The organism is Limimaricola cinnabarinus LL-001, from assembly GCF_000466965.1.
GTDB lineage: Bacteria > Pseudomonadota > Alphaproteobacteria > Rhodobacterales > Rhodobacteraceae > Limimaricola > Limimaricola cinnabarinus.
This window is the reverse complement of sequence record NZ_BATB01000066.1, coordinates 1-14,130: the sequence shown is the minus strand read 5'-3', so window position 1 is coordinate 14,130 and position 14,130 is coordinate 1. Positions and strand designations below refer to the sequence as shown.

General features: G+C 67.0%; 9 protein-coding genes and 2 pseudogenes. 10 read left to right on the top strand and 1 reads right to left on the bottom strand.

The window, feature by feature from the left end:
- A partial coding sequence (locus MBELCI_RS15965; RefSeq protein WP_235047669.1) for a cupin domain-containing protein occupies positions 1-228 on the bottom strand: 228 nt, incomplete at its 3' end.
- A gap of 362 nt (positions 229-590) precedes the next feature.
- Between MBELCI_RS15965 and MBELCI_RS15960 the strand changes: the two genes are divergently transcribed.
- From MBELCI_RS15960 to MBELCI_RS15915, 10 genes and pseudogenes are all read left to right on the top strand, one after another.
- Positions 591-1,700 carry an ABC transporter ATP-binding protein gene (locus MBELCI_RS15960; RefSeq protein WP_021695277.1) on the top strand — a complete coding sequence of 370 codons (1,110 nt, stop codon included), beginning with the start codon at positions 591-593 and terminating at the stop codon, positions 1,698-1,700.
- Complete coding sequence (locus MBELCI_RS15955) at positions 1,697-2,689, top strand: ABC transporter permease (protein ID WP_021695276.1); 993 nt, start codon at positions 1,697-1,699, stop codon at positions 2,687-2,689. The genes MBELCI_RS15960 and MBELCI_RS15955 overlap by 4 nt, the downstream gene beginning before the upstream one ends.
- Positions 2,690-2,702: 13 nt before the next feature.
- Positions 2,703-3,584 (top strand): carbohydrate ABC transporter permease, encoded by an 882-nt coding sequence (locus MBELCI_RS15950; RefSeq protein WP_021695275.1) that lies wholly within the window; start codon positions 2,703-2,705, stop codon positions 3,582-3,584.
- A gap of 35 nt (positions 3,585-3,619) precedes the next feature.
- Positions 3,620-5,167, top strand: coding sequence for an extracellular solute-binding protein (locus MBELCI_RS15945; RefSeq protein ID WP_021695274.1), 1,548 nt, complete (start codon positions 3,620-3,622; stop codon positions 5,165-5,167).
- Between the two features lie 73 nt (positions 5,168-5,240).
- Positions 5,241-7,553 carry a heparinase II/III domain-containing protein gene (locus MBELCI_RS15940; protein WP_021695273.1) on the top strand — a complete coding sequence of 771 codons (2,313 nt, stop codon included), beginning with the start codon at positions 5,241-5,243 and terminating at the stop codon, positions 7,551-7,553.
- An 80-nt stretch (positions 7,554-7,633) separates the two neighbouring features.
- Positions 7,634-8,379, top strand: a pseudogene (locus MBELCI_RS15935) (SDR family NAD(P)-dependent oxidoreductase).
- Between the two features lie 162 nt (positions 8,380-8,541).
- Positions 8,542-10,063 (top strand): annotated as a pseudogene (locus MBELCI_RS15930) (aldehyde dehydrogenase (NADP(+))).
- 214 nt (positions 10,064-10,277) lie between these two features.
- Positions 10,278-11,015, top strand: a complete 738-nt coding sequence (locus MBELCI_RS15925; RefSeq protein WP_021695270.1) for a sugar kinase — start codon at positions 10,278-10,280, stop codon at positions 11,013-11,015.
- A 75-nt stretch (positions 11,016-11,090) separates the two neighbouring features.
- Entirely contained in the window at positions 11,091-12,554 is a 1,464-nt protein-coding gene (locus MBELCI_RS15920) for a polysaccharide lyase family 7 protein (protein ID WP_021695269.1), read from the top strand.
- A 175-nt stretch (positions 12,555-12,729) separates the two neighbouring features.
- Positions 12,730-14,097 (top strand): MATE family efflux transporter, encoded by a 1,368-nt coding sequence (locus MBELCI_RS15915; protein WP_021695268.1) that lies wholly within the window; start codon positions 12,730-12,732, stop codon positions 14,095-14,097.
- Positions 14,098-14,130: the final 33 nt, after the last annotated feature.

Sequence of the window (14,130 nt, the reverse complement as noted above, 5' to 3'; positions counted from 1 at the left end):
GTCGCCGGGGCCGAGATCGCGCGTCTCGCCCGACACCGTGAACCGGAACAATCCCGAGGTCACATAGGTCGTCTGCACATGCGGATGGTGGTGCGGCAGGCCGCGCCCGTCCTTTTCGAAGCGGAACTCCACCATCATCAGCTCCGCGCTTTCGCACAGGATGCGCCGCTGCGCGCCGGGTCCGGACGCCATCCAGGCCTCCGGGGTATCGCTGTTCACCTGCATCATCATCATCTCCTCTCTTGTGGCAGATCGCCGCGCGCCGTCGCGGCGCGGAGCGTCACATCGCGGCCCCGGCGGGGGTCCGAACAAATCACGGCCCGATCCCGGCCATCGTGGCCGGAGCTTGTAAAATCCCCGCCGCGTCCAAGCCTCGCTTCGCATGACGGCCCCAATACTACAGGGAATATGGGGTATGGGCGGCGCTCCCATCTGAATACGGGAGGCCCACGCCACAGCCTGAGCGCGATCTTGTTAAGAGTTGATTGCCCTGTTGTCGATCAGTTGTCAATATTTGTATTGATCGGGCGTTACGAATCCGGTAGTCATATCGCCAGTGCTTCCACGTCGGGGCCGAAAGGGAGGGGACCATGTCAGGCGTAAGTCTCGAAAGAATCGTCAAACGCTACGGCGCGCTCGAAGTCGTCCACGGCATCGATCTGGAAATTGCACCAAAGGAATTCGTCGTGCTGGTCGGGCCCTCGGGCTGCGGCAAGTCCACGACGCTGCGGATGATCGCGGGCCTTGAGGAGATTTCGGGCGGCACCTGTCGGATCGGCGACCGGGTCGTGAACCGCGTCGCGCCCAAGGATCGCGACGTGGCGATGGTGTTCCAGAACTACGCGCTCTACCCGCATCTGAGCGTCGCCGACAACATCGCCTTCGGGCTGCGCATCCGTCGCACGCCCAAGGCCGAGATCGCCTCTTCGGTCGAGGAGGTCGCGGGCATCCTCGGGCTCACCCCCTATCTCGACCGCCGCCCCGCCGATCTTTCGGGCGGCCAGCGCCAGCGCGTCGCCATGGGCCGCGCCATCGTGCGCCACCCGGAGGTGTTCCTGTTCGACGAGCCTCTGTCGAACCTCGACGCCAAGCTGCGCACCCAGATGCGCGCCGAGATCAAGCGGCTGCACAAGCGGCTCGGCGTCACTTCGGTCTATGTCACCCATGACCAGGTCGAGGCGATGACGCTCGCGGACCGCATCGTGGTGATGCGCGACGGGCGGATCGAGCAGATCGGCACGCCGATGGAGCTCTTCAACGATCCGGTGAACACCTTCGTCGCGGGCTTCATCGGCTCGCCGCCGATGAACCAGTTCGAGGCGGTGGTCGAGGCCGGCGAGCGCGGCCCCGTGGCCGTCGCCAACGGCGCGCGGATCGCGTTGCCCGCGCTTGAAAGTCTGCGCCACGCCCAGGGCCGCAAGGTCATCATCGGCATCCGCCCCGAGCACGCCTCGATCGAGCCGATGCCCGGCGCCTCCACCGTGCCGGTCGAGCTCGACCTGATCGAGACGCTGGGCTCGGAGGCGCTTCTGCACAGCTCGATCGGCGAGGTGCCCTTCGTCATCAAGGCCGAGACCGGCGGCGACACCGCGCATCTCGCGAGGGTCGAGGCCTTCCACGTGGCGCCCGAGCGGATCAAAGTCTTCGACCACGACACCGGCCGGGTGCTGGGAGCCGCCCGGATGGGGGTGGCGGCATGAGCCAGCAAGAGCATATCGGTCCTTCGACCGAAGAGCTGGTCGTCGAGGCGCGAGAGGCGCTGCGCGACCGGACCCGCCGCCGCGCCGCCCGGCTTGGCGATCATTTCAAGCGCGAATGGCAGATCTACGTGCTGCTGCTGCCGACGATCCTGTGGTTCGCGCTGTTCCTCTACAAACCCATGTACGGGCTGCAGATCGCCTTCAAGGACTACTCGATCTTCCGCGGCATCGACGGCAGCCCGTGGATCGGCTTCGAGCATTTCCGCACCTTGTTCGAGAACGACCAATTCCTGCGCGCGATCCGCAACACCGTGATCATCAGCTTCTTCACGCTGCTGTTCGGCTTTCCGGCGCCGATCATCCTCGCCTTGATGTTCAACGAGATCCTGAACCAGACCTACAAGCGCGCCGCGCAGACCATCGTCTACCTGCCGCATTTCATCTCGACGGTGATCATCGCCGGGATCGTGATCACCGCCTTCTCGCCGTCGGCGGGGATCGTGAACACGGTGCTCGAATGGCTCGGCATGGACCCGGTCTACTTCCTGACCAAGCCCGAATGGTTCCGGCCCATCTTCATCGGATCGGGGATCTGGCAGGAGGCGGGCTTCCAGTCGATCGTCTATCTCGCGGCGATCGCGGGGGTGAACCCCTCGCTTTACGAAAGCGCGGTGGTGGACGGCGCCAGCCGCTGGCAGATGGTGTGGAAGGTGACGCTGCCCTCGATCCTGCCGACGATCATCATCATGCTGATCATCCGCATCGGCAACCTGCTCGAAGTGGGCTTCGAGCTGATCATCCTGCTCTACCAGCCCGCCACCTACGAGACGGCGGACGTGATCAACACCTTCATCTACCGCCAGGGTCTGCAGCAGGGGCAATACGATCTCGCCGCCGCGGCCGGCCTGTTCAACGCCGTCGTCGCCTTCGTTCTGGTGATGACCGCCAACACCATCTCCAAGCGCGTGTCGCGCACGTCGCTGTGGTGAGGAGGACAAGCCAATGGCCAACATGAATCTCTATTCCCGCGGCGACAAATGGTTCGTCATCGCCAACATGGTGCTGGTGGGGCTGTTCACCATCGCGACGCTCTACCCGTTCCTCTACATCGCCGCCGTCTCGTTCAGCTCGGGCTTCGCGGCCGCCGCCGGAACGGTGGTGCTGACCCCGGTGAACTTCACCATCGCGGCCTATGAGAGGGTGCTGAGCGAGCCGGAGTTCTGGCGCTCCTACGCCAACACCTTCATCTACACCTTCGGCGGCACGGCGGTGAGCCTTCTTATCATCATCCCCGGCGCCTATGCGCTGTCGCGCCCGCAGCTGATCGGGCGGCGCTTCTGGAACCTCTTCGTGGCCTTCACGATGTGGTTCAACGCAGGCCTCATCCCGTTCTTCCTGAACATGCGGGACCTCGGACTGCTCGACAGCTATTTCGGCATCATCATCGGCTTCGCGCTCAACGCCTTCAACATCATCCTGCTGCGCAACTTCTTCGAATCCATCCCGTCGTCGTTCGAGGAGGCGGCGCGGATGGACGGCGCCAACGAGTTCCAGGTGCTGTGGAAGGTCTATGTGCCGCTGTCGAAGCCGGCGATCGCCACGATCACCCTGTTTTGCATCGTGGCGCGCTGGAACGGCTTCTTCTGGGCGATGGTGCTGTTGCAGAGCGAGGACAAGATCCCGCTGCAGGTCTATCTGCGCCAGCTCATCGCCGAGCTGTCGGACGACGAGGAGTTCACCAGCACCCTGATCAGCGCGGCCTATTCGGTCGAGACGGTCACGGCGGCGATCATCGTCTGCTCCATCATTCCGGTCCTGCTGATCTACCCGTGGGTCCAGAAGTACTTCAACAAGGGCATCCTTCTGGGAGGCGTGAAGGAATGACCCGCAAGAACACCACGCGATTTGGGAGGGAAACCATGCGTAAATCCACATTGTCCGCCGCGTTCCTGGCCACCACCATGCTGGCCCAGCCGGGCTTCGCAGATGAGCATCTCAGGATCGTCGAGGAGCCGCTCGAACTCACCGTCCACTTCCACTGGCCCCGCAACCAGGGCTACGAGGAGGATTACCCGGTCGAGCAGGCGGCGCGCGAGATGACCGGCATCCACCTCAAGGACGCCACCGCGGGCCGCAACACCCCCGACCACAACGAGGCGATGAACCTGCTTCTGGCGCAGGGCGACCTGCCCGACATCGTCGGCGGCAACCGGATCAAGGACCCGGTCAACCAGTACGGCCCCGAGGGCGCCTTCCTGCCGCTGGGCGATCTGATCGCCGAGCATGCCCCCAACATTCAGGCCGTGCTCGACGCCAAGCCCGAGCTGCGCGACGCCATGGCTTCGTGGGACGGCAACATCTACTACGTGCCCTACCTGCCCGACGGCGAATTCGGCCGCGCGTGGTTCGTGCGTCAGGACTGGCTCGACGCGCTGGGGCTGGAGCGGCCCGATACGGTCGAGGATCTCTATCAGGTGCTGGTGGCGTTCCGCGATCAGGACCCCAACGGCAACGGCGAGCAAGACGAGATCCCGATCTTCCTGCGCCACTGGGAGGAGCTTATCCGCTTCGTCACCCTGTGGGACGGCCGCTCGACGGGCTCTGACACCTATCACGATTTCTACGTCGACAACGGCGAGGTCAAACACCCCTACGCCACCGAGGGCTACCGCGAGGGCATCAAGAACATCGCCAAGTGGTACGAGGAGGGGCTGATCGACCCGGAGGTCTTCACCCGCGGCACCAGCGCCCGCGAATACCTGCTGTCGGAGAACTTGGGCGGCATCACCCATGACTGGTTCGCCTCGACCGCGGGCTACAACGAGTCGCTTCAGGAAAAGGTGCCGGGCTTTGATTTCGCGCCGATGCTGCCGCCCGAAAGCATCAGCGGCACCCGCATCGAGGAGCATCGCCGCACCCCGCTCAAGCCCGATGGTTGGGCCATCAGCTATGCTAACGAGAACCCCGTCGAGACGATCAAGTATTTCGACTTCTGGTTCACCGAGGAGGGCCGTCGCCTGTCGAACTTCGGCGTCGAGGGCGAGCATTACGAGCTTGTCGACGGCGAGCCGGTGTTCACCGATGCGGTTCTGACCGCCGATCAGCCCGTCAACAGCCAGATGTGGGAGATCGGGGCGGGCATCCCGCGCGGCTACTACATGGACTATGCCTACGAGCTGCAATGGACCTCCGACGCCGCGCGTGAGGGCATCGAGCTTTACGAGCAGAACGACCTGCTGATCGACCAATTCCTTGGCGTGTCGCTCAACGAGGAAGAGCAGGCGGTCTATGATCGCTACTGGCCCTCGATCCAGACCTACATGCTCGAACGCCAGCAGGCCTGGATCCTCGGCACCGGCGATATCGAGGCCGATTGGGACGAGTACATGGCCCAGCTCGACAAGCGCGGGCTGAGCGACGTGCTCGAGGTGATGAACTCCGCCTATGAGCGCCAGTACGACAGCTGACGCCCCGGTTCCGGGGGCCGATCGCGCCCCCCGCGCCCCGCCCGATCCCACATTCGACCAAGGATGCAAGCGCATGGCCACCATGACCGCCGAACCCCAGACCGCCTATCTCGACGAACCCGCCGCCGGCCGGCTCAACATCCGCTACGCCCCCGAGGAGGGTGCCGAGATCGCCGAGAACCCGCCGCGCTTCACATGGCTGCCGGTGGTGGACGAGGCGGCGCGCTACGTGCTGCGCCTCTCGACCGATGCCGAGTATGCCGATGGGCAGACGCAGCTCTTCACCGATCTGCCACTCAATTTCCTGACGCCCGACGCGCCGCTGGCGCCGGGACGCTGGCACTGGTCCTACGCGGTGTGGGACGAAGGCGCCGAGCGCCCCGCCACCCGCTGGAGCACCTCGCGCGTTTTCGATATGCCCGAGGGCCTGCCCGAGACGCCGCTGCCCTCGCGTGCCGAGCGCTACGCCAAGGCCGACATGGCGCATCCGCGCCTCTGGCTGGGGCCGAAGGAGCTGAAAGCCTTCCGTAAGGACGTTGCCGCCGACCCCGAACACTGCAACTGGCAGAACTTCTTCGACAAATCGGTGGCCCCATGGCTCGACCGCGAGATCATGGCCGAGCCCGCGCCCTATCCCAACAACACCCGCACCGCGCCGATCTGGCGGCAGACCTATATCGACTGTCAGGAGCTGATCTACGCGATCCGCCACCTCGCCGTCGCGGGCAAGGTGCTCGAAGACGAGGCCATGCTCGCCCGCTCCAAGGGGTGGCTGCTCTCGGCCGCCGATTGGGACCCCGCTGGCACCACCTCGCGCGGCTATACCGACGAATGGGCCTTCCGCGTCGCCGTGGCGCTGGCCTGGGGCTATGACTGGCTGCGCGACAGGCTCGACGAGGACGAAGAGGCACGGGTGCGTCAGGCGCTCCTGGTGCGCACCCGCGAGGTGGCCGATCACGTGATCCGCCACGCGCATATTCACCTCTTTCCCTATGACAGCCACGCGGTGCGCTCGGTCTCGGCGGTGCTGGTGCCCGCCTGCATCGCGCTCCTCGACGAAGAGCCCGAGGCGCGCGAGTGGCTCGACTACTCGATCGAGTTCCTCTGGACCGTCTATTCGCCATGGGGCGACACGGATGGCGGCTGGGCCGAGGGGCCGCATTACTGGATGACCGGCATGGCCTACCTGACCGAGGCGGCCAGCCTGCTGAAATCCTTCACGGGCCTGAACCTTTACGAGCGGCCCTTCTTCCAGAAGACCGGGGATTTCCCGCTCTACACCAAGGCGCCCGACACCCGCCGCGCCACCTTCGGCGACGACAGCACCATGGGCGATCTGCCCTGTCTCAAGATCGGCTACAACCTGCGCCAATATGCGGGCGTCACCGGCAACCCGGCCTATCAGTGGTATTTCGACGAGATCTGCCGCAACGATCCGGGCACCGAGGGCGCGTTCTACAATTACGGCTGGTGGGACCTCAACTTCGACGACCTGATGTATCGCCACGACTGGCCTCAGGTCGAGGGCGCGGCGCCGGGGCCGAACGACCGGCTGCGCTGGTTCAAGGGCATCGGCTGGGCCGCGATCCAGAGCCGGATGGACGACCCCGACCGGCACCTGCAATTCGTGATGAAGGCATCGCCCTTCGGCTCGATCAGCCACAGCCACGGCGATCAGAACGCCTTCTGCCTCTCGGCGTATGGCGAAGATCTGGCGATCCAGTCGGGGCACTACGTCGCCTTCAACTCGACCATGCACCAAGGCTGGCGGCGTCAGACGCGCTCCAAGAACGCGATCCTGATCAACGGCAAGGGGCAATACGCCGACAAGGACAAGGCGCGCGCCATGGCGGCGACGGGCCGGATCATCACCGCCGAGGACCGCGGCGAGGAGATCTATATCCACGGCGACGCCACAGCCGCCTACCGATCGCTGAGCCCGGAGGTGACGAGCGTCAGCCGCGAGGTGCATTTCGTCCATGACAGCTACTTCGTCATCATCGACAGCATCGACGCCGAAACGCCCGTTTCGATCGACTGGCTGCTGCACGCCAATGGCGCCTACGATCTCGGCCAGGCCTCGTTCCGCTACACCGGCAAGAAGGCGGGCTTTTACGGTCAGGTCGTCTGGTCCGAGGCGGGGATGCCGCAGCTAAGCCAGGAGACCGGCTTTCCGGGCGTCGATCCGAAGGAATACGAAGGCCTGCCGGTGAGCACCTGTCTCACCGCGCGGTTTCCCGAGGCGACGCGCCACCGGATCGCGACGCTGCTCGTGCCCTACCGGCTCGACGCGCCGCGCCGCATTTTCCACTTCCTCGACGATCAGGGCTACGACTGCGATCTGTATTTCACCGACGCGAGGAGCGCACCTTCAAGCGCGTGGTGAAGAAGCTCGCGCGCACCTGACACACCCGCCGCCCGGGAAGTTCGGGCGGCGCCAACCCACTCATATCCAAGGAACACGACATGGATCTCACCGGAAAAACCGCGATCGTCACCGGCGGTGGCCGCGACATCGGCCGCGCCTGCGCCATCCGCCTCGCCAAGGCGGGCGCCAACGTGGCGATCAACTACTACAAGAGCGGCGATGGAGCCCAATCCGCCGTCCGCGAGATCGAGGAGATGGGCGGCCGCGCCTTTGCCATACAGGGCGACATGACCGACCCCGAACAGGTCAAGGCCTTCGTCGCCGCCGCCGCCGAGCCTACGGCGTGATCCACGTGGTCATGCCGATCACCGGCGGTCTGATCGCGCGCAAGACCATCCCCGAGCTGACGATCGAGCACTGGCAGGCGGTGATGGACATCAACGTCACCTCGGCGGTCCTGCTGGTGCAGGCGGCGCTGCCGCACATGACCGAGGGCGGGTCGATCGTGAACATGGCCTCCCAGGCGGGCCGCGACGGCGGCGGCGGCGGCGCGCTGGCTTATGGCGCGGCCAAGGGCGCGATCATGACCATGACCCGCGGCATGGCCAAGGAGCTGGCCCCCGCGATCCGCGTCAACGCGCTTTGCCCCGGCATGATCGACACCGATTTCCACAACATCTTCACCAAGCCCGAGGTGCGCAAGATGGTGGCGGGCAACACACCGCTCAAGCGCGAGGGCACCTCCGAGGAGGTGGCCGATCTCGCCGTCTTCCTCGCCTCGCCCGCGGCGGCCTTCATCACCGGGGCCAATGTCGACATCAACGGCGGCATGCTCTTCTCCTGATCCTCCCCCGGGGCCGCCTCCCACGGGCGGCCCCGTCAGAACCTCGCGGACCCCAAACGCCGGCCCTGATACGGCGCGGTCCGCGCGCCCCCCCGACATCACACCGCCCGCCCGCATCCCGCGCGCGGGGCGGCCCGCCGACGACCTTCGAGAGGAGCATCCATGCTCAAGAGACAGCACCTGATCGCCGGAGAATGGCTCGACGGCAGCGCGACCTTCGAGAACCAGCCAATCGACGGCGCGCCCGAGACCTTTCAGGCGGGCAACCCCGACCTCGTGGAGCGCGCCTGCGAGGCCGCCGAGGCCGCCTTCGACAGCTATTCCGCCACCAGCGGCGCGCAGCGCGCCGCCTTCTTGCGCCGCATCGGCCGGGAGATCGAGGCGCGCGGGACCGAGATCACCGAGATCGGCATGCGCGAGACCGGCCTGCCCGAGGCGCGCCTCAATGGCGAGCGGGGCCGCACCGTGGCGCAGCTGGGTCTCTTTGCCGATCATGTCGAGGCCGGAAAGCACCTCGACCTGCGCGTCGACGAGGCCCTGCCCGAGCGCCAGCCGCTGCCGCGCCCCGAACTGCGGATGATGCAGCGCCCGATCGGCCCCGTCGCCGTGTTCGGCGCCTCGAACTTCCCGCTCGCCTTTTCCTCGGCCGGTGGCGACACCGCCGCCGCGCTGGCCGCCGGTTGCCCCGTCGTGGTCAAGGGCCACTCGGCGCACCCCGGCGTGGCCGACATCGTGGCCCAAGCCGTCGATGCAGCAAGGCAGTCCGAGGGGCTGCACAGGGGCGTCTTCAGCCAGATCCAGGGCGGCAACCGCGCCGTGGGCGAGGCGCTGGTGCGCCACCCGGCTGATCCGCGCGGTGGGCTTTACCGGCTCGCTCGCGGGTGGCCGCGCGCTGTTCGATCTTTGCGCGCGGCGCCCCGACCCGATCCCCTTCTTCGGAGAGCTGGGCTCGATCAACCCGGTCTTCGTGATGCCGCGCGCGCTGGCCGCGCGGGGCGGTGAGATCGCGTCCGGCTGGGCCGCGTCGCTGCTGATGGGGGCGGGGCAGTTCTGCACCAATCCCGGCGTCGTGGTGCTGCCCGCGGGCGACCGCGCCGAAAGCTTTATCGACGCGGCCCAGGAGGCGCTCGACGCCGCCCCCGACCAGCCGATGCTGACGCCGGGCATCGCCGCGGCGTTTCGCGCCGCGCGCGAGGCGATGGTCGCCAATGGCCGGGCCGAGACGCGCATCGCGCGCGAGAGCGATCCGCGCCACGCAGCACCTGCGCTCTTCGTGACTCGCGCGGCCGACTGGCTCGCCGACACGACGCTGCACGAGGAGGCCTTCGGCCCCCTCGGCGTCGTGGTGCTGGCGCGCGACGTGGAAGAGATGCAGGCCGTGGCGCGCGGCCTCGAAGGGCAGCTCACCGCGACGTTGCAGATCGAGGAGGAGGACGCCGAGGCCACCGCGCCGCTCTTGCGCACGCTCGAACGCAAGGCGGGCCGGGTGCTGGCCAACGGCTTTCCCACCGGGGTCGAGGTGGCCGACGCGATGGTGCATGGCGGGCCTTACCCGGCCTCGACCAATTTCGGCGCCACCTCGGTCGGCACGCTGTCGATCCGCCGCTTTTTGCGCCCGGTCTGCTTCCAGAACATCCCCGCCGCGCTGCTGCCCGCCGAGATGCGCGGAGCCCCCCGGCCATGAAGCCGCCCGTCGTCCTTTTCGTCGGGGAGCCGATGATCGAGCTGTCGGTGCCGGAGGCCGAGGACACCGCCCGGCTCGGCGTGGCGGGCGATGTGCTCAACGCCGCGATCTACATGCGCCGGGCGCTGCCGCCGCCAGCGCGGGTCGAGCTGGTGACGGCGCTGGGCGCGACCGGTTCTCGGACCGGATCGAGACGTTCGCCCGCGCCCATGGCGTGGGCTGCGACCGGGTTCGCCGCGATCCCGCGCGCGGCCCCGGCCTCTACGCGATCGAGACCGACGAGGCAGGCGAGCGCAGCTTTGCCTACTGGCGCGACGCCTCGGCGGCGCGGCGGATGTTCGGTGCGGATGATGCGCCCGATTTCTCGGCGCTCGATGGGGCCAGCCACGTCTTTCTCTCGGCGATCACGCTGGCGATCCTGTCGCCCGCGATCCGGGCCGCGCTGATCGACCGGCTACAGGAGATGCGCGCGAAGGGGGTGACGATCTGCTTTGACAGCAACTACCGCCCGCGCCTGTGGGAAAGCGTCGGGGCCGCGCGCGAGGCGGTCGCGCGGGCCTGGTCGATCACCGATATCGGCTTTCCTTCGATCGACGACGAGACGGCGCTCTTCGGCGGCACCGAGGCCGATGCGCTGCGCCGCCTGCGCGGCTACGGCATGTCGCTTTGCGTGCTCAAGCGCGGCGCGGAAGGTCCGCGGCTTCTGGTGCCGCGGCAGTCCGGGCCGGAGCCGGTCTTTGATCGCGCTGCGCATGTGATCGACACCACCGGGGCGGGGGACGCCTTCGACGGCACCTTCCTTGCCGCGTGGCTCGGTTGGCGCGGCATGAGCGAGGCGCTGCGTCTGGCCCACGAGGTCGCCTCATCGGTCGTGGCCACGCCCGGCGCGATCCTGCCCGACATGGCGAAGGCCGAAGACGAGGCCGAGGGAGGTTTGCGGGGCGTGGGCTGACCGCGCGCCCGGTGTTTTTGATTTTTTTCAGGTTCTTGCGCGCAAGCGCATCTTTACGCTCGGGGAGGAGCGACGATGACGAACACGACAGGTCTCAAACGCAAGGGGTCCGCCCTTTTGATCGCGGGGGCGCTGTGGCCCGCCGCCGCCATGGCGCAGGCGCCGCAGGACTGCGACAAGGTTTCGCCGTTGGCGGTGGTCGCGGCCAGCGATGACGGCAGTTTTGATGCAGAATACGGCCCCAAGCGGGTCTTCGACAATGATTTTGACCCGGATTCGCGCTGGTCGTCCGAGGGCGCGGGCAAGCAGATCACCCTCGATCTGGGGGCGGCGCAGGCCCTGCGTGCGGTCGGGCTCGCCTTCTACAAGGGCGATGAGCGGCGCACCGGTTTCGATCTCGAGGCGTCCGAGGACGGCGAAAGCTGGACCTCGCTGATCGAGGGCGGCCAGAGCGGCGGGGCGACCACCGCGATCGAGCGGTTCGAGGTCCCCGCGACCCCGGCGCGCTACCTGCGCCTCACGGGGCAGGGCAACGAGGCCAGCGGCTGGAACAGTCTGATCGAGGTTCAGGCCTATGGCTGCGGCTCGGGCGAGGTCGCGGAGTTGAACGATGGCAGCGACACGGCGCGGGTGTCCAACATGAGCAAGACCGGCCTCGACCTGCGCATCGACGTCCCCCCGAGCGAGAACTTCGATCTCTCCTACTGGAAGCTGACCCTGCCCGCCGATCTCGATGGCGACGGCAAGGTCGACGAGATCTCCGAGACCGATCTCGCGGGTTTCTCCGACGATCGCTACTTCTACACCGATCCGGTGACCGGCGGCATGGTGTTCCGCACCGTGCCCGGCGGCGTCACCACATCCGGGTCGAGCTATGCCCGCTCCGAGCTGCGCGAGATGATCCGCCGCGGCGACGAGGGCATCCCGACCCGCAACGACGACGGCACGCCCACGGCCAACAACTGGGTCTTTTCCTCGGCCCCCGAAGAGGCGCAGGCGATGGCGGGCGGCGTCGACGGGGTGATGCGCGCCACGCTGGCGGTCAATCAGGTCACCCGGATCGGCGAGGCGGGCAAGGTCGGCCGCGTCATCATCGGCCAGATCCACGCCAAGGACGACGAGCCGATCCGGCTCTATTACCGCAAGCTGCCCGGCAACAAGTTCGGCTCGATCTACTTCGCGCACGAGGCGGTGGACGAGGCGGACGTCTTCGTCGAGATGATCGGCGATCGCGGCAATCACGCCGAGAACCCCGATGACGGCATCGCGCTCGACGAGACCTTCGCCTACGAGATCGCGGTGCGCGGCGAGGAGCGGGACGGCGTGATCCACCCGATGCTGCATGTCACGATCACCCGCGACGACGGCACAGTGATCGAAGCCGAGCCCTATGACATGAGCGAGAGCGGCTACTCGGTTGCCGACGACTTCATGTATTTCAAGGCCGGGGCCTATTCGCAGAACAACACCAGCGACCGGCCCGAGCGAGATTTCGATCAGGTGACCTTCTTCGATCTCGACGTCGAGCACGGTCGCTGAGATCCGGATCGGGCGGGCGGCGGGATTTCTTCCGCCGCCCGCAGCCGCGGCCCCCGCCCGGCCGCCACATGCGCCCCCATAGGGGGCCTTCGTCGTCGGCGGTACCCCCGTCGCCGCGCGATCCCTCCGAGCGTCGGCCCCCACGGCCCGCGCCTTTCGCCCCTGATGGAACATCATGTCCGACACCGCCGCACGCGCCGATACGACGCCCTCCAACCGCGATGTTTTCAACGTCGCATGGCCGCTGACCTTCAAGGCGATGATGGTCAACGCCATCGTGCTGATCGACGCCTATCTCGTCTCCGGCCTGGGCGAGCCCGCGCTGGCGGCGATGGGGCTGGCGGCGGCCTTCGGCAGCCTGCTCGTCGGCACGATCATGGCCTTTTCCACCGCCACGCAGATCCGGCTGGCCCAAGCCGCGGGCTCCGGCCGGAGGGTGGCGCTCAAGACCGGCTTTTACGCAGGTCTGGCGACCAACCTCGCCGTCGGGGCCACGGGCGTCGTTCTCGTGGCGCTGTTCGGCGGCGGGGTGCTGGAGCGCATGGCGCATACGCCGTGGATCGCCCATGAGGCCAAGAGCTACCTCTATATCTTTCTCATGGTGGTGATGTTCGAGGCGGCGGCCCAATGCATCGGCAGCTTCTTCAACGGCAGCGGCCGGACGATCATCCCCCTCAAGAGCTTTCTCATCGCGATCCCGATCAACGTCGCCACAAGCTACCTGCTGATCCACGGGGCCTTCGGCCTGCCCGCCCTCGGCGTCGCCGGTGCCGCGATCGGCAGCGTTCTGGGCGCGGCGACGCGCAGCCTCTACCTCGGTCTGAGCTTCTACCGCGAAACCGGCGGCTATCTCGACGAGCCGGGCTGGCTGCATGGCGGCTGGGGCCGTTCGCTCGGGCGGCATCTGAGCTTTTCGATGCCGATCGCGGGCACCTTCGTCAGCAACGCGGTCGCCAATTACGCCGCCACGCTGCTGTTCGCGAAGATGAGCGTGAACCAGTTCGCCGCCATGACGCTGATCCTGCCTTGGGTGCAGGCGGCGGGCACCTTCGGTATCGCCTGGGCACAATCGACGGGCATCCTCGTCGCGCAGCTCTTGGGCAACAGCCGTGGCAGCGAAGAGCTCGACGCATTTCTGGGCCGCGCCTGGCGCATGGCCTTCGTCGCCGCCGGGCTGGTGTCACTGACCTACCTCGTCATCTGCCTCGCCTCCACCCGGATCTATGCGGGGCTCGAGGCCGAGACGACCGCCGCGCTGCTGAGCTTTCTGCCGGTGCTGCTGGTGCTGCCCTTTCCCAAGGGGTCGAACGCGATCTGCGGCCAGACCCTGCGCGCGGGCGGCGACACGCTTTACGTGATGAACATCTTCGTCGCGGCGCAATGGCTGGTGCGGATACCGCTGACGGCGCTGTTCATCCTGCATCTCGAATTGTCGGTGACATGGGTTTTCGCGCTGTTTTTGGTCGAGGAGTTGGTCAAGTTCCCGCTGTTTCACATGCGGCTCTACAAGGGCGAATGGAAACGCGGCCTCGCGGCGGAGTGAGGCGCGCCTGGCGGGCCTGTCGCGCGCGCGACA